At 63.7% G+C, this 24419-nt stretch carries 16 protein-coding genes; 3 read left to right on the top strand and 13 right to left on the bottom strand.

The window, feature by feature from the left end; genetic code table 11:
- Positions 1-54 precede the first annotated feature (54 nt).
- The 12 genes from NKH43_RS06295 to NKH43_RS06240 form a co-directional block, all read right to left on the bottom strand.
- Entirely contained in the window at positions 55-1173 is a 1119-nt protein-coding gene (locus tag NKH43_RS06295) for a DNA topoisomerase IB (protein WP_023720248.1), read from the bottom strand.
- Positions 1174-1282: 109 nt separating this feature from the next.
- Entirely contained in the window at positions 1283-2167 is an 885-nt protein-coding gene (locus NKH43_RS06290) for a transglutaminase family protein (protein WP_352857069.1), read from the bottom strand.
- 7 nt (positions 2168-2174) lie between these two features.
- Positions 2175-4586 (bottom strand): circularly permuted type 2 ATP-grasp protein, encoded by a 2412-nt coding sequence (locus NKH43_RS06285; RefSeq protein WP_352857067.1) that lies wholly within the window; start codon positions 4584-4586, stop codon positions 2175-2177.
- Positions 4587-4592: 6 nt separating this feature from the next.
- Complete coding sequence (locus NKH43_RS06280; RefSeq protein ID WP_352857065.1) at positions 4593-7964, bottom strand: transglutaminase family protein; 3372 nt, start codon at positions 7962-7964, stop codon at positions 4593-4595.
- Between the two features lie 448 nt (positions 7965-8412).
- Complete coding sequence (locus tag NKH43_RS06275) at positions 8413-9603, bottom strand: acyl-CoA dehydrogenase (protein ID WP_352454106.1); 1191 nt, start codon at positions 9601-9603, stop codon at positions 8413-8415.
- A gap of 241 nt (positions 9604-9844) precedes the next feature.
- Positions 9845-12157, bottom strand: a complete 2313-nt coding sequence (locus NKH43_RS06270) for a Tex family protein (RefSeq protein WP_352857063.1) — start codon at positions 12155-12157, stop codon at positions 9845-9847.
- Between the two features lie 120 nt (positions 12158-12277).
- Positions 12278-13459, bottom strand: a complete 1182-nt coding sequence (locus tag NKH43_RS06265) for a serine hydrolase domain-containing protein (protein ID WP_352857061.1) — start codon at positions 13457-13459, stop codon at positions 12278-12280.
- Between the two features lie 107 nt (positions 13460-13566).
- Positions 13567-14601, bottom strand: coding sequence for an ABC transporter substrate-binding protein (locus NKH43_RS06260; protein WP_352857059.1), 1035 nt, complete (start codon positions 14599-14601; stop codon positions 13567-13569).
- Positions 14602-14623: 22 nt separating this feature from the next.
- Entirely contained in the window at positions 14624-15424 is an 801-nt protein-coding gene (locus NKH43_RS06255; RefSeq protein ID WP_352857057.1) for an ABC transporter permease, read from the bottom strand.
- On the bottom strand, positions 15417-16337 hold the full coding sequence (locus NKH43_RS06250) for an ABC transporter permease (protein ID WP_352857055.1): 921 nt from the start codon (positions 16335-16337) through the stop codon (positions 15417-15419). The genes NKH43_RS06255 and NKH43_RS06250 overlap by 8 nt, the downstream gene beginning before the upstream one ends.
- A complete protein-coding gene (locus NKH43_RS06245) occupies positions 16337-17431 on the bottom strand; it encodes an ABC transporter ATP-binding protein (RefSeq protein ID WP_352857053.1) in 1095 nt (364 codons plus the stop codon). The genes NKH43_RS06250 and NKH43_RS06245 overlap by 1 nt, the downstream gene beginning before the upstream one ends.
- Before the next feature lie 140 nt (positions 17432-17571).
- Complete coding sequence (locus NKH43_RS06240; RefSeq protein WP_352857051.1) at positions 17572-19239, bottom strand: amidohydrolase; 1668 nt, start codon at positions 19237-19239, stop codon at positions 17572-17574.
- 141 nt (positions 19240-19380) lie between these two features.
- Here NKH43_RS06240 and NKH43_RS06235 point away from each other — a divergent pair, with 141 nt between their 5' ends.
- Complete coding sequence (locus NKH43_RS06235) at positions 19381-20412, top strand: histone deacetylase family protein (protein ID WP_352857049.1); 1032 nt, start codon at positions 19381-19383, stop codon at positions 20410-20412.
- Positions 20413-20433: 21 nt separating this feature from the next.
- Here NKH43_RS06235 and NKH43_RS06230 read toward each other — a convergent pair whose 3' ends face one another.
- The gene (locus NKH43_RS06230) at positions 20434-21621 is read right to left on the bottom strand and encodes a TMEM43 family protein (protein WP_352857047.1); all 1188 of its coding nucleotides are present in this window, start codon (positions 21619-21621) and stop codon (positions 20434-20436) included.
- Positions 21622-22147: 526 nt separating this feature from the next.
- On the opposite strand from NKH43_RS06230, the gene flaF reads away from it, so the two are divergent.
- Both flaF and NKH43_RS06220 read left to right on the top strand, forming a co-directional pair.
- Positions 22148-22483, top strand: a complete 336-nt coding sequence (flaF, locus tag NKH43_RS06225) for a flagellar biosynthesis regulator FlaF (RefSeq protein WP_352857045.1) — start codon at positions 22148-22150, stop codon at positions 22481-22483.
- A gap of 172 nt (positions 22484-22655) precedes the next feature.
- Positions 22656-24299, top strand: a complete 1644-nt coding sequence (locus NKH43_RS06220) for an MFS transporter (protein ID WP_023720230.1) — start codon at positions 22656-22658, stop codon at positions 24297-24299.
- Positions 24300-24419 lie beyond the last annotated feature (120 nt).

Raw genomic sequence — 24419 nt, 5'->3', positions numbered from 1 at the left:
ACTAGGACCGATCCCGACATGGCGTCGACAAAAAAATACGCCCCCGGTCCTGCGTCATTCCCTCGCCTTCAGCCATCTCAAGACCAGGGCCTCCTCGTCGTCGAGCCCGGCGATCGAGCGCTTGCCTCTGTTGGCGTCCGCCATTTCGCCAAGCAGCCCTCCTTCGGACCAGGCGCGGAAGACTTCCGGATGGATGTAGCAGCGGCGGCAGACGGCGCGCGTATTGCCGAGCCGCTCGGCAACCTTGTCGATGACGCCGTTCATCGCCCGCTTTTGTTGTGCCTGGCCTTCCGGGCGTTCGGTTTGCGCAAACAGCGACGCCGCGTGGATGGTTCCGCCCCAGGTTCTGAAATGCTTGGAGCTGAACTCGACGCCGGCATTCTCCCTGATATAGCGGTTGACGTCGTCGGAGCGCACCGGATGCCTGTTTCCTTCCTCGTCGAGATACTGGAACAGTTTCTGGCCCGGCAGGTCCTGCGCTCCACGCACGATCTTGGCGATCCGGCGATCGACAAGCTTCAATCTCCATTCCTTGCCGGATTTGCCGATGAAGGCAAAACGCAGGCTCGAGCCCTTGATGTCGACATGGCGGTCGCGCAGCGTGGTCAGCCCAAAACTCTTGTTATCGCGGGCGTAGGCGGCGTTGCCGACGCGGATCATCGTGTTGTCGAGCAGCCAGACGATGGCCGCAACGACGCGTTCCAGCGGCAGGCCGTGACGGCGCAGATCGGCATCGATCTGCCGTCGCAATTCGGGCAGGCTTTCGGCGAAGGCGATGAGGCTCGAGTATTTGACCCCGTCACGCTCCTCCGCCCAGTGCTGATGATAGCGGTATTGCTTGCGCCCGCGCTGGTCCCGACCGGTTGCCTGAATGTGACCGTCGGCATCCGCCGAGATCCACACATCCGTCCAGGCCGGTGGAATGGCGAGCGCCTTGATGCGTGCCAGCGCGTCCTGGTCGACGGCACGTCCGTCGGGCCCTTTGTACGAGAACCCGTTGCCTGAACGCAGCCGGCGAATACCGGGTTCGGTGTCGGCGACATAGTTGAGCGAGGCCCGAACGGCCGAGGCGTGCGCGCCGTTCTCCAGCGCTCCGTTCCGCGGCACCCCGTTCTTTGGTGCAGCTTTCCTAACAGCCGATCGGCCAGACGACGACCCGGATTTGTCCAGCATGTCCTCTCCACGGAATTTCCGTAGATAAGCCGCCTGCTGGCTGCGGGTTCCACCGCCTTTTGATTGCCAGGACAGATTAACGACGACGCCGTGCAACGAGGAGGTGCCGTCACGCCTTTTCGAGCACGACCGGTATGACGTCGACTGCCTGCTCGCCAACCTGCCCGCCCGTGGTTTTCAGCACGCCGACGATCGGCGCCACATCGGAGTAGTCGCGGCCATAGCCGACCGTGATATGATCGTTGCTAGCGCGCATGCCGTTGGTCGGATCGAATTCCTGCCAGCCGGCATCGCGCCCGCACCACACCTTGACCCAGGCATGCATGGCGTCGGCGCCTTCGAGCCGCGGCTTCCCACGCGGCGGGATGGTGCGTAGGAATCCGCTGACATAGCCTGCAGGAACGCCGAGGCCACGCAGGCCGGCGATCATGATATGGGAAAAATCCTGGCAGACGCCGCGCTTCAGGCCGAAGGCGTCGCTGGCCCGCGTCTGCACCGTGGTCGCCTCGCCGTCATAGGTGAAATCGCGGTGAATGCGGTTGCACAGAGCCATGGCCGTGCCGACCGTCGAACTGCTGGCACTGCCTTTCGCATAGGCAGTGATTGCCGGGTCGATGCCGGCATGATCGCTGGCGGCCAGAAAGTGATGCGGCGAAGCCGGCGCCAGCGAGTGCACCGCGCCGAGTTCTTCCCTCAGCCGGCGTAGGTCGGGCGATACGTCGAGCCCGGGCTCCGGCCGCGACACTGAAACACGCGCGCTCATCCTGATGTCGAGCGCATCATGTGCGTCACGAAAGGCGATCGAGGTGACACTGTTGCCGAAAAAGTCGGAAAAGTCGGAGCGTTCGCTGGGCGCCGGCACAAAAGACAGTGAAGCGGCGATGACGCGCTGCACGCCAGGGATGGTCGGCGGCAGCACACGCACCTGATGGCGGCCGCCGCCGGCCGCCGCATCATAGTCGTAACGCAGGTGAAGCCTGATGTCGTAGAGCATGCCGTCTCTACCCGAAATAGGCTTTGGAGAGGCTGTTGTAGAGGCCGCCGATTTCATTGGCGAGATCGCTGAGGGCCTTGGCCGTCATGTCCGAGGGCTCCCTGATGGCGATCGACGTGTTGAGCTGCAGGATTTCCTTGGCCGCCGGCGACATATGGCCTTCACCGCCGACAGCGGGCAGCAGCGCGATTTCGGCCTTCAGCCGTTCGAGCTGGAACAGGATTGAGCGCGGGTTGAGCGGATCGAGCGCCAGAAGGTCGACCACGGTACGCCGTCCCGCCTGCACCGGATATTGCCGGCGGTGGGTCATGACGCTGTCGCCGATCTCCAGCATCATGTCGAGCGCGCCTTCCGGCGCCTCGGCCCTGGTCAGTCGGGCGAGTGTGCGGGCGATCTGGATGCCGCGTTCGAGCCTGCGGCCGATTTCCAGGAAACGCCAGCCGGCAAAGCGGTACATGTTCTCGTGCAGCAGGCCGGAAAACCCGGCCAGCTTGCGCAGGATGACCGTCATTGCCCTTGTCGCGTCGTCGCCCGGCGCCACTGTCACGGCAAATTGATGGATGGTCTTCGACAGATCCTTCAACGCCAGCCAGCCATCGGGCGAGAAGCGGTCGCGGATCTGTCCGGCACTGTAGACGGCGCTGTCCAGCGTGCCGATGAGCCCCAACGGGATTGCCGTCTCGACATCGATGCCGAACGGCGCGAGATAGTCCCTGATGTCGGCGAGCAGCGGCATCTCGGGATCGGATGTCTCGGCCAGCCGCACGTGGTAGGCGCGCAGGATGCGCACCGTGTCTTCCGATCGCTCGATATAGCGGCCGAGCCATGTCAGGTTCTCAGCCGCGCGGCTGGGCAGGCTGCCCGGCAACGTTCGGGTGAAGCTGTCGTGCTCCTGCGGCAGCAACGTCTCACGCTCCACCGGCCTGTCGCTGACCACCCAGACATCCGCCGCCTGGCCGCCGCGCTGCATGGCGATGGCCGTCGGGTCGAGCGAGAAGCCGACACGGGCAAAACCGCCCGGCATCACGGTCCAGCCTTCCGGCGTCCGCGCCAGATAGACGCGCAGGCTTGCCGGCCGCGGCTCCAGCCAGCCGCTGACATAGACAGGAGTGGTCGACAGCGTCACCGCTTCCTGGCCGACAAAGTCGCCGCCGTCTTGTTCGATCCGGGCGACGAGCTCGGCCCGTTCCTCGGCCGACAGCGCTGACCCGAGCTTGGTCGAGCCGTCGTCCTCGAAGGCAAGCCGCGTCGACAGTGCCGGGCCGATCACCATGCTATCGATATTGGCGAGCACATGTTCGCGCTCCGTATCCTGCCCGCACCACCATGTCGCGACGGTCGGCAGCAGCAGTTCCTCATTGCGCAGGGCGCGCGAAATCTTCGGCAGGAAGGCGAGCAGAGCGCGCGTCTCCATCAGGCCGGAACCCAGTGCATTGACGGCCGAAACCGCCCTTTGCCGGACCGCTTCGACCAGCCCCGGCGTGCCGATCTGCGAGTCCGACCGCAACTCGAGCGGATCGGCGAAGGCGGCGTCGAGCCGTCGCCACAAGACGCTGACCGGCATAAGTCCCGAAACCGTGCGCACCATCAGCCTGCCACCCGAGACGGTCAGGTCCTCGCCCTCGAGCAGCATGATGCCGAGATAGCGGGCGATATAGGCATGTTCATAATAGGTCTCGTTCAGCGGTCCCGGCGTCAGGATGGCGACACGGCCGCCGGCTTGCTTGGCCATGCCGATCAGCGCATCGCGAAAACGGCGGAAGAAACCGGCCAGGCGGTGCACATGCATCTCGCCGTAAATGTCGGACAGCGCCCTTGTGGTGGCGACGCGGTTTTCCAGCGCAAAGCCGGCGCCCGACGGCGCTTGGGTGCGGTCGCCAAGCACCCACCAGCGGCCGTCCGGGCCACGACCGAGCTCGAAGGCGCAGAAATGCAGGAAATGGCCGCTGGCAGGCCTGGTGCCGACGACCGGCCGCAAATATTCCGGGCTGGCCGCGATCAATCCAGCCGGCAGAATGCCTTTCTCGACCAGCCGGTTCGGCCCATAAATGTCGGCGATGGTCTCCTCGAACAGATCGGCGCGCTGGACCAGGCCGGCGCTGATGTCAGCCCATTCCTCCTCCTCGATCAGCAGCGGCACATGCGCCAGCGGCCATTCCCGCTCATTGGCGCCGGCCTTGTCGTAGACGCGGTAGTAGACGCCGGCATCGCGCAGGTACTGGTCGGCGCGGGCAAAACGCTGGGCAAGCTTTTCCGGCCCCAGGTCCTCCAGCGCCTCGATGAAGTGCCGCCAGGCCGGCCGCGGATTGCCCGACGCATCGACCATCTCGTCGACGACGCCGTCGATCGGCTGGTAGTGCTCCAGCAGACTGTGGGTTTGCGGCTTGCTGCGTAGCTTTTTGTGATTCCCCTTCGCCATGGCTGATCAGAGTCTTTGCGGCCGCCGAAGGTCAAGGGTCATCGGGAAATCTTCAGAGGCTTCTTCGTTGCGCAGCACATAGCCGGACGGAGTATGGCCACGCGGCTCGAAGCGGGCGAGCCGCCGCGCCTCCGCTTCATTGCCGTTGACCGGGAACGTGTCGTAGCTGCGCCCGCCGGGATGTGCCACATGGTAGACGCAACCGCCAACCGCGCGGCCCGACCAGCGGTCATAGATATCGAAGACCAGCGGCGTGTTGACCGGCAGCGCCGGATGCAGGCCCGACGCCGGCTGCCAGGCCTTGAAGCGAACGCCGGCCACCGCGATCTCGCGGTTGTCGGTCACCTTCATCGGCACCCGGCGGCCGTTGCAGACGACGGCGTGACGTTCCGGGTTGAGCCCCTCGGTCTTCACCTGCAGCCGTTCGACGGAGGAATCGACAAAGCGCACCGTGCCGCCGATCGCGCCTTGCTCGCCCATCACATGCCAAGGCTCCAGTGCTTGCCTGAGCTCCAGCTTGATGCCGGCATGCTGGACCTCGCCGCAGAACGGAAAGCGGAATTCGAGCTGGGCGTCGAACCATTCCGGACGGAACGCAAAGCCGTTCAGCTTGAGGTCGTCCAGCACATCGAGAAAATCCGCCCAGACATAATGCGGCAGCATGAAACGGTCGTGCAGCGAGTTGCCCCAGCGTACGAAGCGGCCGTCGAGCGGGTTCTTCCAGGCCCGGGCGATGATGGCGCGCACCAGCAATTGCTGCGCCAGGCTCATGCGCGCGTTGGGCGGCATCTCGAAGCCGCGGAATTCGACCAGCCCCAGCCGGCCGGTCGGCCCGTCCGGCGAAAACAGCTTGTCGATACAGATTTCGGAGCGATGCGTATTGCCCGTCACGTCGGTCAGGAGGTTGCGGAACAGCCGGTCGACCAGCCACGGCAGGGGTGCCGCGCCCTTGTCCGGATGTGGCACCTGCGCCATCGCGATCTCGAGTTCGTAGAGCGAATCGTGTCGTGCCTCGTCGAAGCGCGGCGCCTGGCTGGTCGGGCCGATGAACAGGCCGGAGAACAGATAGGATAGCGACGGATGCCGCTGCCATTGCAGCACCAGGCTCTTCAACAGGTCGGGGCGGCGCAGGAACGGACTGTCATTGGGCGTGGCACCGCCGACGACGACGTGGTTGCCGCCGCCGGTGCCGGTGTGACGGCCGTCGATCATGAATTTGTCGGCGCCAAGCCGCGTCTGCCGCGCCTCTTCGTAGATCGCCGTGGTCGTCGCCACGCAATCCTGCCAATTCGCGGCGGGGTGGATATTGACCTCGATGACGCCGGGATCGGGTGCGACACGGATGACATTGAGGCGCGGATCGTGCGGCGGGCCGTAGCCCTCGATATGCACCGGCAGGCCGATAGCCCTTGCCGCGTTCTCCGCCGCCGCGACCAGTTCGAGATAATCCTCCAGCGCCTCGACCGGCGGCATGAACACACAAAGCCGTCCGTCGCGCGGCTCGACCGAAAGCGCTGTGCGCACGGCGCCGCCGATCTCGGTAATCTCCTGTTCGACGCGGTCTTGCTGGCCGGTAACGGCCGTGAAGGAGACCGCCTGCTGGCGTCGCGCCATTTCGTCGGCGCCTTCCAGTTCGGCCGGAGCGGGCGAAGAAGCAGCACCGGGCAAGATCGCCTCACGCGCCGGCAATGGTCCGCGCGGCAGCGATGGATCCACCGGTACGATATAGGGGAACTGCGCCGGCGGCACATAAGGCAGCGTGCCGAGCGGCAGGCGGTAGCCGACCGGCGAATCGCCGGGCACCAGGAACAGCCTGCCGCGCCGCGTCTTCCACTTCTCCGAGCGCCAGCGCGGTCCGGAAGCCTGGCTGTTCCAGCGCTGGACGGGCAGCACGTAGCCCGACGGCTTGGTCAGCCCGCGTTCGAACACCCGCGCCATGCGGCTGCGCTCCTCCGGGTCCTCCAGCTTCGAATTGGAGGGATCGACATTGTCCGGCAGCTTGCCTTCCTTGAGCAGCCATTCGGCCGGATCCTCATAGGCTTCGCTGACCATCGTCTTGTCGATGCCGAGTTCGTCGGCAATCGCGGTCAGCAGGCTCTCGGCCTGCTTCGGTCCGACATCCGCCTCGCTCTTTTCACGTGCGATCAGTGACGGATCGCTCCACACCGGCTCGCCGTCGGTGCGCCAGTAAAGCGAGAACGTCCAGCGCGGCAGGCTTTCGCCGGGGTACCATTTGCCCTGTCCGTAATGCAGGAAGCCGCCCGGCGCGAAGCGTTCGCGCAGCCGGCGGATCAGCGCATCGGCCTTTTCGCGTTTTGTCGGCCCGACGGCGGCGGTGTTCCACTCGGCCGCCTCGAAATCGTCGATTGAGACGAAGGTCGGCTCGCCGCCCATGGTCAGCCGCACGTCGCCGGCCTGGAGTGCTGCATCGACCTCGACGCCCAGCGCGTCGAGCGCCTGCCAGCTCTCGTCGGAGAACGGCTTGGTGATGCGCGGATGTTCGGCGATGCGGTCGACCCGCATGTCGAAGCCGAATTCGACATTGGCGAAGCTCGCCATGCCGGAGATCGGCGCGGCATTGCGGAAATGCGGCGTTGCCGCGAGCGGCACATGGCTTTCGCCGGTAAGCAGGCCGGAGGTCGGGTCGAAGCCGATCCAGCCGGCGCCCGGCAGATACACCTCGCACCAGGCATGGAGGTCAGTGAAATCGGTCGCCGTACCGGGCGGTCCGTCGAGCGCGACGAGGTCGGGTTTGAGCTGGATCAGATAGCCGGAGACGAAACGCGCGGCGATGCCGAGGTTCCTCAGTATCTGCACCAGGAGCCAGCTCGAATCGCGGCAGGATCCCTTGCCGGCGGCCAGCGTTTCCTCGGGCGAGAAGACGCCGGTTTCCATGCGCACGATATAGGCGATCTCGCGCTGCAGCCGCGCATTGAGGTCGACGACAAAATTGACGGTATTGGTCGCACTGCGGTCGATGGTTTTGAGGAACGCCTGCAACAGTGGCCCTGCCGGTTCCGGCGTCCGGTAGATGGTCAGATCGTCCCTGATCTCTTCCGGGTATTCGAACGGAAACGTCTCGGCCGACGGTTCGACGAAGAAATCGAACGGATTGTAGACCGTCATGTCGGCAACGAGATCGACCTCGATCTTCAATTCCGTTACCGGCTCGGGGAAGACGAAGCGGGCAAGGAAATTGCCGTAGGGGTCCTGCTGCAGATTGACGAAGTGGTTTGCCGGCCCGACCTTCAGCGAATGGCTGAGCACTTTGGTGCGGGAATGCGGCGCAGGCTGCAACCTTATGACTTGCGGGCCCAATACGACCGGCCGGTCGTATTTGTAGTGGGTCAGGTGATAGACGGCTGCCAGAATTGCCATGGTGCCCCTGAAGTCGGCGTTTCAAAAGGAGTTCGCTGAACCCTGACACGAATGCTGACCATTCTCCAAGCAGAGATGTTGCGCTGCACCTAAATTAAGCAGCCTTCACAGCCTCACAAACGGAGCGCCGACCCTGGGATTCCGCAGCGTGGCGGCAGACGTTGCAACGCTGCAGAGCCGAAGGCCGGTGGGTCAGCACCGGGCACTGTCCCGCCGATATCGATGATCGGCAACCCGCGCAACGCTTGGTCGAAAAGAGCTGAAAAGAAAACCCGCCTCGGTGGGCGGGTCGTCGGTGCCAATTAGCACCATAGCCAAATTAGTAGCATAGCTGCCGGCACAAAGCAAGAACAAAATGTGGCACCGTCGGCGAAAATTACCGATCTGCCGCTTTGCGAGGGAAGATGCGAAGCAGTGGCGTCCTGGAAGCGGAGGACATCTGCCAATGCTAAAAGAACGCCTGCAACCCGGTCTGCGCCCGTCCGAGGATCAGCGCATGCACATCATGCGTGCCCTCATAGGTGTTGACCGTTTCCAGGTTCTGGGCGTGGCGCATGACGTGGTAGCCGATCTGGATGCCATTGCCGCCATGCATGTCGCGGGCCTGGCGGGCGATGTCGAGCGCCTTGCCGCAATTGTTGCGCTTGACGAGTGAGATCATCTCCGGCGCCATCTTGCCTTCATCCATCAGCCGCCCGACGCGCAGGCTGCCCTGCAGGCCGAGCGCGATCTCGGTCTGCATGTCGGCGAGCTTCTTCTGGAAAAGCTGCGTGCCGGCCAGCGGCTTGCCGAACTGCTTGCGGTCGAGGCCATACTGGCGGGCGCGGTGCCAGCAATCCTCCGCCGCGCCCATGGCGCCCCAGGAGATGCCGTAGCGCGCGCGGTTGAGGCAGCCGAACGGCCCCTTCAAGCCCGAGACATTGGGCAGCAGCGCGTCCTCGCCGACTTCGACGCCTTCCATCACCACTTCGCCGGTGATCGACGCTCGCAGCGACAGCTTGCCGCCGATCTTCGGCGCCGACAGCCCGTTCATGCCCTTTTCCAGGACAAAGCCGCGAATCTCGTTGTCATGCGCGGCCGATTTTGCCCAGACGACGAACACGTCGGCGATCGGCGCGTTGGAAATCCACATTTTCGAGCCGGAGATCCTGTAGCCGCTCGCAGTCTTTTCGGCCCGCGTCTTCATGCCGCCCGGGTCGGAACCGGCATCAGGTTCGGTCAGGCCGAAACAGCCGATCCATTCGCCTGACGCCAGCTTCGGCAGGTATTTCTTGCGCTGCTCTTCCGAGCCATAGGCGTGGATCGGATACATCACCAGCGACGACTGCACGCTCATCATCGAGCGATAGCCCGAGTCGATCCGCTCCACTTCCCGCGCGACCAGCCCATAGGTGACGTAGTTGGCGCCGAGCCCGCCATATTCCTCGGGAATGGTGATGCCGAGCAGACCGGCCTCGCCCATTTCGCGAAAGATGCCGGCGTCGGTCTTCTCCTCGAGATAGGCTTCCTCGATCTTCGGAGCGAGTTTGTCGGCGGCAAACGCCGCAGCGCCATCACGCACCATGCGCTCGTCTTCCGAAAGCTGGTCCTCGATCAGGAAAGGATCGTCCCAGACGAATGCATTCTTATCGGCGGCCATGGCTCTCGGTCTCCCAAACTCATGCATGTCGCCCAAAGCTTGCCCACGGGCCTGACCCGAGGGTGTTCGGCAGCTTGGGGATAACGACATGCATCAAACAGAAATCTTGAAACGCGCGGCTTATCGGCTTCCGTCCCCAAAAAATCAAACGAAATAGCTTCGCCGATCCATGAGCATTGGTGATGGATCATCAATGTCGAGCGCCGCCTTCTGACCTGGCGGCGCAGCCCGGCTCGCGAAATTACTTGCGCTTCAACGCATCGGCCAAAGCGGCGCCGAACGCGCCCTGCTGCGCCGGCCGCTCCGGCTGGCGTTGGGGCGTGGGCGCGCGCGGCACCGGCCTGTTGCCATTGTCGCGCGGCTTCGGTGCGCCACCGTCGCCGTCCTTGCGCATCGACAGACCGATGCGCTTGCGCTTGATATCGACGTCGACGACGCGCACCTTGACCACGTCGCCGGCCCTGACCACCTCGTGCGCGTCCTTGACGAACCGATCCGCCAGTTGCGAGACGTGCACCAATCCGTCCTGGTGCACGCCGATATCGACGAAGGCACCGAAGGCCGCGACATTGGTGACGGTGCCTTCAAGCTGCATGCCGGGCTTCAGATCCTTGATGTCGTCGATGCCGTCGGCAAAGGTCGCGGTCTTGAAGCCGGGGCGCGGATCGCGGCCGGGCTTTTCCAGCTCCGACAGGATGTCGCGCACCGTCGGCAGGCCGAAGCGTTCATCGACGAAGACGCGCGGATCGAGTGCCTTGAGTGCGGCGCTGTCGCCCATCAGCGAGCGGAGGTCGCGCCCGCAGGCGGCGACGATCTTTTTCGCCACGCCATAGGCCTCCGGATGCACGGCTGAGGCATCGAGCGGTTCGCTACCGTTGGGAATGCGCAGGAAGCCGGCGCATTGCTCGAACGCGCGGGGTCCGAGCCGCGCCACCTTCAACAGTTCGCGGCGGCTGGCGAACGGGCCGGAGGCATCGCGATGCGCAACGATCGCTTCGGCCAGCGATGTGCCGAGACCCGAAACCCGCGCCAGAAGCGGCGCCGACGCCGTGTTGAGATCGACCCCGACGGCGTTGACCGCATCCTCGACCACCGCTTCCAGCGAGCGGCCGAGCCGGTACTGGTCGACATCGTGCTGATACTGGCCGACGCCTATCGACTTCGGCTCGATCTTGACCAGTTCGGCGAGCGGATCCTGCAGGCGCCGCGCGATCGACACCGCCCCGCGCAGCGACACGTCGAGGCCGGGAAATTCCGCCGCCGCCGTTGCCGACGCCGAATAGACCGAGGCGCCGGCCTCGCTGACGATCACCTTGAGCGGCTTCGGCCCGGACCCGGCCGGCATATCAGCCAGCATGTCGGCCACCAGCCTTTCGGTCTCGCGGCTGCCAGTGCCGTTGCCGATCGAAATCAGCTCGACCTTGTGCAGCCGGATGAGCTTGGCCAGTTCGGCCTGCGTGCCGCGGACATCGTTCTTCGGCGGGAACGGATAGACCGTTGTCGTCGCCAGCAGCTTGCCGGTGCCGTCCACCACCGCCACCTTGACGCCGGTGCGAATGCCCGGGTCGAGGCCCATCGTGGCGCGCGAACCGGCGGGGGCTGCGAGAAGCAAATCCTTCAGATTGCGGGCGAACACATGGATCGCCTCCTCCTCGGCTCGCTCGCGCAAGTCCCGCATCAGATCGAGCGTCAGGTGCAGCGACAGCTTTATGCGCCAGGTCCAGCCGGCGACCTCCATCAGCCAGCGATCGCCTGGCAACTGGCGGCCGATGGCGTAGGCGTCGGCGATCATCCGCTCGACCGGTTTCACCGGCGAGGCATCGTCGGCACCGACCTCGATATCGAGCGACAGAACCTCCTCGTTGCGGCCGCGCAGCATGGCCAGCGCGCGATGGCTGGGCACGTTGGCCCAGCGCTCGACATGGTCGAAATAGTCGGAGAATTTCGCGCCGGCCTCCTGCTTGCCGTCGACGACGCGCGAGCGCAGGAAGGCGCGTTCCTTCATGTAGGCACGGAGCTTGCCGACCAGGTCGGCATTCTCGGCGAACTGTTCGGACAGGATATCGCGTGCACCTTCGAGCGCTGCCTTGGTATCGACCACGTCTTCGCTGATGTAGGCCAGCGCCAGCTCGGCCGGCACGGCCGCACGATCGGCCAGGATAGTTTCCGCCAGCGGTCCCAGTCCGCGCTCGCGTGCGATCTCGGCCTTGGTCCGGCGCTTCGGCTTGTAAGGCAGGTAGATGTCTTCGAGCTCGGCCTTTGTGACGGCCGCAGCGATCTTTGCCTCAAGCTCTTCCGTTAGCTTGCCCTGCTCGCGGATCGAACCAACGATGGTGTCGCGGCGCGCGTCGAGCTCGCGCAGATAGGCGAGCCGCTCGGCGAGGTCGCGCAACTGCGTGTCGTCGAGGCCGCCGGTGACCTCCTTGCGGTAGCGGGCAACGAACGGCACGGTCGCACCGTCGTCGAGCAAGCCGATCGCCGCCGCGGCCTGTTCGGGCCGGGCGCCGATCTCGGCGGCTATGATGGTTGGGATGCGCTTGATGTCGGATGCCATGTCGATCCTGCTCTTCGTCGAAAAGAGACGCGACCATAGGCGCAGAGCACCGATGCGCCAACTGCGCCATTTTCAACCCGGCGAGAGGTCCACAGGAAAGGCGCGGCTGTCTGGATCGGATCAGACCATCCGGCTCAGCGCCTCGAAGAAAGAAATCATATCCAAATCGAGCGGATCGTCGACCGGTACCGGCTGCGACGACATCTTTGCGATTACCATTTCGGCCTTCGGATTGACGTAAAGCCACTGGCCGTGGATGCCGATGCCGCAGAAGGCGCCGCTTGCCGCGCCCGTCTGGTACCATTTGTTGCGATAGCGGCCACGCGGAAACAGGAACGCCATCGTGCCGCGTTGCCAAGCCTCGGCGTCACCGCCAGTTTCGGTCGTGTCGCGCACCCAGCTCTCCGGCACGATACGGCAGCCATTGGCCATGCCGCCTTGCCGCATCATCTCGCCGACCCGGGCGAGGTCGCGCGGCGTCACCGAAATGCCGCCGGCCGTACGCGCCGTGCCTTCCATGTCCACGGTTACCGAAGCTTCGCTGACAGCGCCGAGCGGCGCCCATAATTTCTCGCGCATCAGATCGGCGAAGCGCCGGCCCGACGCACGTTCGAGCAGGATGCCGAGCAGGTCGGAATTGGGCGAACGGTAGCGGAACGTCCGGCCATGCGGCTCGGCCAGGCCCTGCAGCGTCATGAGGAAAGTGGCCAGGCTCTCGGTGCCCCCGCCTGGATTCCACAGCATGGCGCGGCGATAGCGGGCGAAGGCGCTTTCCGGATCGAGATAGGCCTCTTCGAAGTCGAGGCTGACACTCATGTCGAGCACGTGCCGCACACTCGCATCGCCATAGGCCGAGCCGGCAGCTTCGGGCAGATAGCGGCTTACCGGAGCCTGCGGATCGAAAATCCCCTCGCCTGCCAATATCCCGGCAACAATCGCGGTCAGCGACTTGCTGATCGAAAAGACGATGTGGCGCGCCCCGAATTCCATATGCGGTGCGAACCAGTCGCCAACGAATTTGCCGCTTTTCATGATCGTCAGCGCGTCGGTATCGGAGCGCTTGAGAAAAGCTGCGACAGTCTCCGCGCCGCCTGCAAGAGCGACCTTTTCACCAAGTAGCTCGCCGAAATCCCGCGCCGGCGCCTCGCTGCTGCCCGGCTTTGCCGCCACGGCAGCGCTCGGCACCAGCTCGCCGGCATTCTGGAACGACCACCGGCTGAACGGGCTTTCCCGCCAATTGCCGAGCAGCACCTGGTTTCGGGCAAAGCCATATCTGGTTTCGAACGCGGTCTTGCCGGCCATGGCGCTTCCTTCCGGATTATTGTTGTGCCCTAAGCGAGCACCGCGTCGATGCCGTGCACGGCCGATCGCCGGAAAAACCCGGCGGCAATGCCGCCGGGTGGGCCGGGTTACTTCTGCAATTCGGTCCAGATTTTGCTGTAGATGTCCTGCACCTCCGGGGAACACAGTCTCTGCAGCTCGCCACGCGCTTTGACGGCTTCCGGGATAATGACCTCCGGCGCGTCCTTCATGTCGGCCGGCATGTACTTGTCCGAACCGACAATGCCGTTGGCATAGCGGTGGAAAGCCGACAGGCCGGCGGCGTTCTCCGGATCCATGATGAAGTTCTGGAACAGCTTGGCGTTCTCGATGTTCTTGGCATCCTTCAGGACCATGACATTGTCGCTCCAGAGACCAAAACCTTCCTTGGGATAGAAATAGTGGATCTTGGGGTTCGCCAGCCGCTGGCGCAGAGCCGAGCCGTTCCAGTCGCTTGTCGCCTTGAAATCGCCTGCGCCCATCTTCTCGATTGTGTTGTATTCCATCGCGATCCAGTTCGGCTTGGCCGCGACCAGCGTGTCGCGCACTTTCTTCAGCGTTTCCTTGTCGCTGGCGCATTGCGTGCCGCCGACATATTTGGTCGCCGCGAACATGACGTCGTTCATTTCCGGCACGACGTTGACCTTACCCTTCAGCTCGTCGGGCGTGTTGAAGATGATGCCCCAACTGTCCGACGGCCCGTTGTAGACATCGGTGTTCACCACTATGCCCACCGTGCCCCAGGCCCAGGGCACGGAATATTTGCGGCCGGGATCGAAATCGGGATTGGCCCATTCCGGCGCCACGTTCTTGAAGTTCTCCATCTTGCCCGGATCGGTTTCCTGAACGAGGCCTTCCTTGATCCAGATCGGCACGAAGGTTTGTGAGGGTACCGCGATGTCGAAGCCGGTGCCGCCCTGGCGAACCTTGGCCAGTGCCGTGTCGTTGGAATCGTAGTCGGTGATGGTCACCTTGACGTTGTATTTTTGCTCGAACTTCTTGATCACGTCGGGGCTGGTGTAGTTGCCCCAATTGTAGATGTTCAATTCGCCGTCGGCGCGAGCCAGGCTCGTCGAGGCGAGCAATGCCAACCCGATGGCGGTCGCTGTTGTCTTCCAGTTCATGTTCTAACTCCCATTTTCATGCTCAGTCCCGTTTCCTGCTGATGAAGAAAAACAACGTCACGATGGCGACCGACAAGAGCAGGAACACGGTCGAAATCGCGTTGATTTCAGGCGTTATGCCTCGGCGTATCTGGCCGAGCATGTAGGTTGGCAACGTGTCCTGGCCGCCGGATTTCACGAACTCGGTGATGACGACATCGTCGAGCGAGATGACGAAGGCCAGCATCAGTCCGGCGAGGATGCCGGGCCACAGCAGCGGCAACGTGATGCGACGGAACGTCCGCCACGGCGTCGCATAGAGATCGGCGGCAGCGCGCTCCAGCGTCAGGTCCATGTTCTCCAGCCGCGCCCGGATCGGCAGATAGGCAAAGGGAATGCAAAAGGCCGTATGCGCGGCGATTAGATAGCCGAGACCCGAATAGCCGGTGAACATCTTTATGCGCGAAAAAAAGATCAGCAGCGCCACGCCGGTGACGATCTCCGGCACCATCAGCGGTTGGTTGATCGCCGCATATTTGAAAGTCAGGCCCGGATAGGCTGCCGTGCGCGTTGTCGCGAGCGCCGCCATGGTCGCCGCGATGGTCGCAAGGGTTGCCGCGATGGCGCCGATCTGGAAGGAACGCAGCGTGGCGTCGATCACCTGCGTATTCTGCCAAGCCGACTGGAACCATTTGAGCGAGAAACCGCCCCATTCGGAGGTCGAAGTCGCGGCATTGAAGGCATAGACGACGAGTATGACGATGGGCAGATAGAGCACGACGAAACAGGTCGCGGCGATCGCGGTGAATCCTGGCTGATGCTTGATTGCGAAGCTTCTAGCCATGGCGCATCTCTGAGCGGCCGGCGTTACGCACATAGGCAAGCAGCGCCACCATGACGATGATCATGACGGCGATCGACAGGGCCGAGCCAAGCGGCCAGTTGCGGCCTTGCCCGAACTGCATCTCGATCAGGTTGGAGAGCATCATGGTCTTGCCGCCGCCGAGCAAGATGGGCGTGACATAGGCGCCGAGCGCTGGAATGAAGACGAGGATCGAGCCAGCGATCACGCCGGGCTTGACCAGCGGGAAAATGATGCGTCTGAGCACCTGAAAGCGTGTCGCATAAAGATCGTAGCCGGCCTCGACCAGCCGGAAATCGAGCTTCTCCATGCTGGCATAGATCGGCAGCACCATTAGCGGGAGATAGACATAGGCCATCCCGATAAGGATCGCTGTGTCGGTGAAGAGTATCTGGATCGGCGCGGAAATGATGCCGAGCTTGAGCAGCACTGTATTGATCAGACCTTCATTGCGGATGATCTGCAGCACGGCGAAAGTTCGGATCAGCAAGTTGGTCCAGAACGGTATGGTGATCAGGAACAGCCAGAGATCGCGCGTCTTCTCGCTGCGCGTTGCCATGAAATAGGCGGTCGGAAAACCGAGCGCCAAGGTGGCGAGCGTGGTCGCGATGGCAAGCTTGATCGAGCGCCAGAAAATGGTGACGTGGGCGGCGGCGAGCGACAGCGTGTCGTCAAAGATGTCGCGTTCCATGAACACCGAAATCCAGGCCTCCGGCGAAAATTGCCACTTCACGTCGCCATAAGGACCCGGCGTCAGGAGCGAATAGACCAGCACGATCAGCAATGGGCCGGTCGCTGCCAGGAAGATGATCAGCAGGGCCGGCGCCGACAGCAGCCAGCGGTCGCGGATGTCGCGCCGTTCGGCCGCCTTGGCGACTTCTTCCGCGCTCGCCATCAATCCCTCAGCACTTGCGCGGCGTCGTTGCCGATCGAGACGCCGACCTTGTCGCCCCGCTCGAAACCGCAGCCTGCGCTGCGCGTGTTCTGCTGGCGCACGGTGAAGGCTTCGCCGCTGTCCAGTTGGACATGAATATGCGTGTCGGTGCCGAAATAGACGATGTTTTCGACGGTTCCGGAAAGATCGCCTTTGCCGCCGGTCAGCTTTGCGTGTTCCGGCCTGACCACCAGGGTGGCATTCGCCTTCGGCTGGAAGCCCTCAGCCACGGTCGCGTCGATCGTCGCGCCGGACTTGAGTGTCGCACGCGCCTTGCCGTTGTCGATGCCGGTGATGGCAGCGGTCAGGAAATTGGTTTCGCCGATGAAGTCGGCGACGAAGCGCTCGGCCGGCTTGTCATAGATGTCCCAGGGCGTGCCGACCTGCAGGATCTTGCCGGCCGACATCACGGCGATGCGGTCCGACATGGTCAGCGCTTCTTCCTGGTCGTGGGTGACGAAGATGAAGGTGATGCCGGTCTGGTGCTGCAGCCGTTTCAGTTCGATCTGCATTTCCTTGCGCAGCTTGTAGTCGAGCGCCGACAGTGGCTCGTCGAGCAACAGCACTTTCGGCTGCGGCGCCAGAGCGCGCGCCAGTGCCACGCGCTGTTGCTGGCCGCCGGAGATCTGGCTGGTGCGGCGGGCGCTCAGCGCCTCCATCTTGACCAGCTTCAGCATCTCGGCGACGCGTGCCTTGATTTCGGCCTTCGGCTTGCCCAGCATCTCCAGCCCGAAGCCGATATTCTCCGCCACCATCATGTGCGGGAACAGCGCATAGGACTGGAACACGGTGTTGACCGGCCGCTTGAACGGCGGCAGCGGCGCGATGTCCTGGCCGTGCAGCAGGATTTCGCCTTCGCTGGGGAAATCGAACCCGGCGATCAGCCGCAGCAGCGTCGTCTTTCCGCAACCCGACGGCCCCAGCAGCGTGAAGAACTCGTTCTCGCGGATCGACACCGAAACCGTGTCGAGAGCGGCGACTTGTGCGTCCCCGGTACCGAACACCTTGCGGACGCCGCGGACCTCGATTGCACTCTTACCCGGCTGATCCGGCACGCATTACCCCATTTGTCATGTCCGCTCTTGATGGCGGATCCAGTTCCCATTCGATTGTCAGCATATGCCGGTCGGCTTGGCAACCATGCATCTGAATCTCGGTTCAGAACGCAAGCTCCGTGCCATCGTCAGCGCCACCATCAAACCTGATAAGTGATCTTGCCGCCGCAGATGGTGCTGACCGGATGCACCTCGTGTAACGAAGCCGGTTCAGTTGTCTCGATATCGGCCGACAGCACCACCAGATCGGCCAGATAGCCTGGTTTCAGCCGGCCTTTGCGGTGTTCCATGAATTCGGCATAGGCACCTTCGACCGTATAACCGGCAAGCGCCTCGATCAGCGAGAAGCTCTGGTCTGGATCGCCCTCTGCCCAAGGCTTGCGCAGCACCGCCGCCTGAATGCCCAGGATCGGGTCGACCCGCGACACCGGCCAGTCGGAAGCGAAGACGACATGCGCGCCCGCCTGTTTCAGTGTCCGCCAGGCATAGCTCAGCCGCCATCTTTCGCGGCCGATGCGCGAAAGCGTCGGCTCCAGCGGGAAGTCCATGGCGCCGGGCGGGTGCGGCGGCTGCATCGAGGCGATGACGCCGAGTTCGGCGAAGCGCGGCACGTCGGCGGCAGTGGTGACCTCGATGTGCTCGACCCGGTGCCGGCTGTCGCGCCTGCCGTTCTTCCGCTGCGCCGCCTCGTAACCGTCGAGAACCGCGCGCACCGCGCCGTCGCCGATCGAATGCACGGCGATCTGCAGGCCGCGCCGGTCGGCCTCCAGCGCCACCTCGGCGAAATGCTCGGGCGTAAACAGCGGCTCACCGCGCCAGCCCGGCCGGTCGGCATAGTCGTCGACCATGACCGCGGTCCAGCCTTCCAGCACGCCGTCGTAAAACATCTTGACCATGCCGGACGACAGCCATTCCGATTGGTAGGAGTTGGCCATGCTCGATGCCTTTTCCAGCACGTCGAGCGTCATGAAATTCTTGAAATGAAAAGGTATCTTGGTGCGGCAGAGCAGCCGCCCTTCCTGTTCCAGCCCGGCTAGCAGCTGGAGCTGGTAAAAATTGCCGTCCATGTTCTGGATCGAGGTGATGCCGTGGCGGGCGCACCATTCCAACCCGCGATGCATCAGGTCGCGATCGGCAGCGACTTCGGCGGCGGAAGGGTACGGCTCGGGCTCGCCGCCTGTCGCAAGGCCGAGCCGCACGCGGTTCTGCCCGGAAAGCTCGAGGATCGGCCCGAACGCCTCGCCCTCGCGCAATTCGCCCGCCGCCAGGCCATCCGCTCCCATGACGATCTCGTTGCCGGGACCGAGTTGCTTGCCGTGCAGGATGCCAGCCAGTTCCAGCGCCTTTGTGTTGGCCCACATCGTGTGGTGATCGGAAGCCGACATCGCGAACGGCCTGTCGGCGATGATGCGATCGAGATGATGGCGGGTGACCGGCTCTTCCTTGGAAAGGATAGTGTAGTCGACGCCGGCCCCCAGCAGCAATTTGGCGTTCGGCCGTGCCGCCGCGTAGGCGCGGATCGCGTCGCTCAGCGCATCGAAGCCATGCACGCCCTGAAGGTGCAGATTGTCGAGTTCGGCCGCGCCGCCGAAAAGATGCATATGCGCTTCGATAAAGCCCGGCACCACCGACCCGCCTTGCGCATCGATGACCTTCGTGGCCGGCCCTTTCAGCGCCTCGATCGTCCGGCGATCGCCAACCGCCAGGATGTTGCCGTCCTTTATCGCCACCGCTTCGGCCGTCGGATTGCCTTCATCCATGGTCAGCACGCGGGCATTGGTGACGATCAGGTCGGCATTTGAACTCATGATTTCCCACGGTTTGGTTGCGCTGCCGGCAGGCTAGACGACCGGCTGCCGTGCCAGCAAGCCATGGCTGGTTGGCCCAGCGCCTTGTGAAGGGCCATGCAGGACGGTTAGGGTCGCCGCGTCTCACCACGGAAAGATTTCATGAAGACTGTTTTTTCGCCTCTCCATGCCGGCCATTCCGGCAATGTCGAACTGATCGCCGGCGCCATCGTGCCGGCTTTTGAAAAGCCCTCGCGCGCCGAGTTCATCAGGGCGCGGGTGGAGAGCGAAAAGCTCGGTCCGATCCTGTCACCGGAAAGTCACGACCTCGCCGCCGCCAAGAAGGTTCATGCCAGCGACTACATCGATTTCCTGCCGACCGTGTGGCCGCTCTGGGAAGCGTCGGGCCGCACCGGTTCGGCCATTCCCTTCACCTGGCCGACGCGCGGCCTGCGCGGCGACGTGCGCCCGAAAGGCATCGATGCGCTGCTCGGCTTCTACTCCTTCGACGGCGGCGCGACTTTTGTCAAAGGCACATGGGACGCGATCAAGTCGTCCTATGATGTCGCGCTGACAGCCGCCGCGCTGGTCAAGGCCGGTGAGCCTTCCGCCTTCGCGCTGTGCCGCCCGCCGGGGCACCATGCAGGGGCGGCCTTCATGGGCGGCTATTGCTTCATCAATAACGCCGCCGTCGCCGCGCAATGGTTTCGCGACCATGGCGCCGGGCGCGTTTCGATCCTCGACATCGACTATCACCACGGCAACGGCACCCAGGAGATATTCTATCGCCGCGGCGACGTGCAGGTGCTGAACCTGCATGGCGATCCGATGACCGAATATCCGTTCTTTCTCGGCCATGCCGACGAACGCGGCGAGGGCGACGGCGAAGGCTTCAACGACAATTATCCGATGCCCTTCGGCACCGGCTGGGACGTGTGGAACGCCTCACTCGAGGAGGGCTGCACGAGGCTTTCGGCTTATGCTCCTGACGTCGTCGTGGTTTCACTCGGCGTCGACACTTTCGAGAAGGACCCGATCAGCCAGTTCAAGCTGAAAACGGAAAACTATCCCCGAATCGGCCGCCGCATCGCCAGGCTCGGCCTGCCGACGCTGTTCGTCATGGAAGGCGGCTACGCCGTCGAGGAGATCGGCGTCAACGCCGTCGGCGTGCTGACCGGCTTCGAGGACCGCTAGAAGTGCCGCCGGTGCCGGCAATCATGTAGCGGCGCTCGGCGTGGCAAGCGGTGCGGCCTGCCTGCGCGAGCGGCCAAGATAATAGACCGCCGCCGCCGCGATGACGCCGGCGGCCAGGATGCCTGCCGCCAGCACCGGCCGGTACCAGAACCAGGCGATCGCCATCGTCGTCGTGCCGACCAGGATCGCCAGGAAAAAGGCAATGATGCCGGTGCCCATCCGCGCCACGCTGCCGAGCAAAGGAATAACGTCGAGGACGACGCCAATCGGGCTGAGCAGCAGGGCAAAGCCGATGGCCAACAGCAGCAGGCCGGCGGCGCGCAGCAGCCAGGTGATAAGCGTGTTCTGGCTGACCGCGTCGGCGAACATCTTTTCCGCCGGCACATTGCCGATGTCGACCATCAGCAACTGGTCGCCGGCCTTTGTCTGGTAGGGTTCGAACCCGCCCGCTGCCTGGCGCGCGACGACGCTGACCAGGCCGAGCGGCGCCAACTCGTAGCCAATGCGATAATCGCCCAGCGCCGGCGACGTGGTGTTGAAGCCGAGATAGATCTTTCCGTCGACGATGTTGACCCGCTTGGTGCCGGTATAGGCGGCATCGATGGTAGCCGACTGGTCCGGTGACAGTGAAAATTCCTTGTCGCCGCCGATCAGGTCCAGCACCGGCCGGTCGAGCGTGAAGGCACCGAGCTTGCCGTCCGGGATCTGGAACCTCTTGCTGTGTATCTCCATCGGCGGATTCTCATGGCCGTCCGGCTTCTTGAACTCCGACGAGTTGATCTGGCTGTCGTCCCACACTTTCGAATAGCTGTAGGTTGTCACCGTCTCCTCGCCGCCACCAAGCTTCTTCGTCGTCTCGGATTTCTCTTCTTCTTTCCACTGGTACATCTCGGTGCTGCGCGACAGCCGCAATCCTTGCGCCGAAATGCCAAAGTCCGGATCGGCAAGGCCGCTGCTCGCCGTCACCGCCCCGGTGACATGGACAAGCTTGCCGTCATTGCCAGCATCGATGCTATCGGCGCCAACCGAGATCACCGCGCCCGATCCCTCGGCCAGCGAACGCGCCGTCTGCACGGCGCGACCCTCGTTCCAGAACAGGCCGATCACCATCAGCACGATCAAGAGCAAGCCGAAAACGATCCCGCCGACCGCGCGCTTGATCCGCCCGAACCACGAGACGGACGTTATTTCCTGAATTGAATCGCTCATTGTTTCCCCCAATTCCCCAAAGCCAGTTTCACGAATCCGCGCTCTGTCGCGCAGTGGCATGCAACCGGCGTTACCCCAAACCGAGACAGACGCCCCATCCGTCCCGACAGCAGGAGCCTATCGCAATCGACGAACTGCCGATACGGCACACTTGCAGTTGGATCCGGCCGCCGCAAAGCACACGGGCGCTTCGAAAATGTACCCTCGGAGCGCCTCGACCGATGGAATTCGTTTCAGTCAAATCGCGTTTGATGTCGGATTCGTCTACGGTTAGATTGTAGCCGAATCAGCCGTTCCTCGGGGGGCGCGGCGACCACCAAAACCTCATGTTCCGGAACCATTCCGGAGCCGGATTCGCGCTCCCTGCAACAGGTGCGATTTTGTGCGCGGCGTCGCGTGGTGGTGTCCCTTCGTGAAGTGGTGCGTATTCGGCAGCTGGCGATGCCAGCATCTGGATCAAATCTCGCAACTCGATCTGTTGAGTTTCCTGACCTGACAACGCCGACGGAGCGGTAGAGCAGCAACGATGTATCAATTCCCCCGAGCCGAAATGCAGACCGCTGCCGGGGCCAGGCATCGGCAGCTTCTTAGCCGTTCGATCGACATGCTGTTGGCGGCGGTGATGATTGGCCGTGATTCGCTGGAAGCGGCCGAGGCCCTGCATTTCACCAGTCGCGTCTGGACCGCCTTCGTCGAAGATCTCCGCTCTGGCGACAGCGCCCTGCCCACGGAACTGCGCGCCAATCTCATCTCGATCGGTTTGTGGCTGCTGCGCGAAACCGAAGACATCCGCCAGGGCCGCACCGACAATTTCGAAGGCTTGATCGAAGTGGCGGCGATCGTCAGGGACGGCATGCAGTGAGCCCGCTATGGCGCGCGCGGACGGGCTCCGCGCTCGCTATCTTGTTGTTGGACCATGATCTTTCTCGAGAATGCGTTCGCCCTTTGCGCTGTGATGTTCTATTTTTTGAATCCATGGCTTGAGGGGCCGATTCATCGCAAGAACAAACGCATTTGAGCCCGGGAAAGCATCGATGAACGACGACACACCGGAAAGCGAAAGCGCCTCGGCGCTGGCGCCGTTCCGGCACGGCATCTTCCGGGCGGTGTGGTCCGCCAGCCTCGTCTCCAATTTCGGCGGCCTCATCCAGGGCGTCGGTGCCGCCTGGATGATGACTACGATCGCTACCTCGTCCTACCAGGTCGCATTGGTCCAGGCCTCGACCACTTTGCCGATCATGCTCTTCGCGCTGCTGGCCGGCGCCATCGCCGACAGTTTCAACCGGCGCAAAATCATGCTGATCGCGCAGATCTTCATGCTCGCCGTCTCGGCTCTTCTCACCGTCTTCACCTATCTCGACCTGATGACGCCGTGGACGCTGCTCGCCTTCACCTTCCTGATCGACAGTGGCACCGCGCTCAACAGCCCGTCCTGGCAGGCTTCGGTCGGCGACATGGTGCCTCGTCCCAAGGTGCCGGCGGCGATCGCGCTCAACTCGATGGGCTTCAACCTGACGCGCAGCGTCGGCCCGGCGATCGGCGGCATCATCGTTGCCGCCGCAGGCGCCGCCGCGGCCTTTGCCGTCAACACGCTGAGCTATGTCGGCCTCATCGTCGTGCTGGCCCGCTGGAGGCCGGAACTGCCGGCATCGACCTTGCCGCGCGAGACGCTGGGCGCCGCAATGGGCGCCGGCCTGCGCTACGTCGCCATGTCGCCCAATATCGGCAAGGTGCTGGTCAGGAGCTCGGCCTTCGGCTTCAGCGCCGGCGCGGTCCTGGCACTGCTTCCCCTGGTCGCGCGCGACGTCGTCAAGGGCGACGCCTTGAGCTACGGCATCATGCTCGGCGCCTTCGGCATCGGCGCCGTCGGCGGCGCGCTGACCAGCGTCAGGCTGCGGCAGCTGCTGTCCAGCGAAACCATGGTGCGCATGGCATTCGCCGGTTTCGCGCTCTGCGCCTTCAATGCCGCCGTCAGCGAGAATGCCTGGCAGACCTCACTCGGCTTGCTGGTCGGCGGCGCCTGCTGGGTGACAGCGCTTTCGCACTTCAACGTCACCGTGCAGATGTCGACGCCGCGCTGGGTGGTCGGCCGCGTGCTTTCGGTCTACCAGACCGCAACCTTCGGCGGCATCGCGCTCGGCAGCTGGGTCTGGGGCGTCGTTGCCGACGCCCATGGCGCCGAAGTCGCCCTGATGGCGGCCAGCGTCGCGATGCTGGCGGGAGGCGCCATCGGCCTGCTGCTGCCGCTGCCGCAGCAGGCCGTGCTCAACCTCGATCCGCTTAACCGCTTCCAGGAGCCGCATCTGGCGCTTGATCTCAAGCCGCGCAGTGGTCCCATCGCCATCATGATCGAATACGTGATCCGCAACGAGGACGTGCCGGAATTCCTCGCCACCATGGCCGAGCGCGGCCGCATCCGCCGGCGTGACGGCGCCCGCAACTGGACATTGGCGCGCGATCTCGAAAATCCCTCGATATGGATCGAGCACTACCACACGCCAACCTGGGTCGAATATATCCGCCACAACAGGCGCGCCACCTACGCCGACGCGGTCATCGGCGAGCGCATAAGGGCCCTGCACAGCGGCAACGAGCCACCCCGCGTCCGCCGCATGATCGAGCGCCCGACGACTGCAGGGACGGCGCTCGTCATGCCGAAGGGACCGATCGAGCATTAGTGGGTTGGGTGTGTGACGCTCAAGCGCAGCGTTGGTGGCGAAAGTAGATTTTCGAAACACCGTTCAAAATCAGCCAAATCGGTTCTTCCAACGTTTGTTGAGGCCTTTGCCGGTTTACTC

This window comes from Mesorhizobium sp. M1163 (assembly GCF_040318415.1).
Taxonomy (GTDB): Bacteria; Pseudomonadota; Alphaproteobacteria; order Rhizobiales; family Rhizobiaceae; genus Mesorhizobium.
This window is presented reverse-complemented; position numbering and strand designations above follow the sequence as displayed.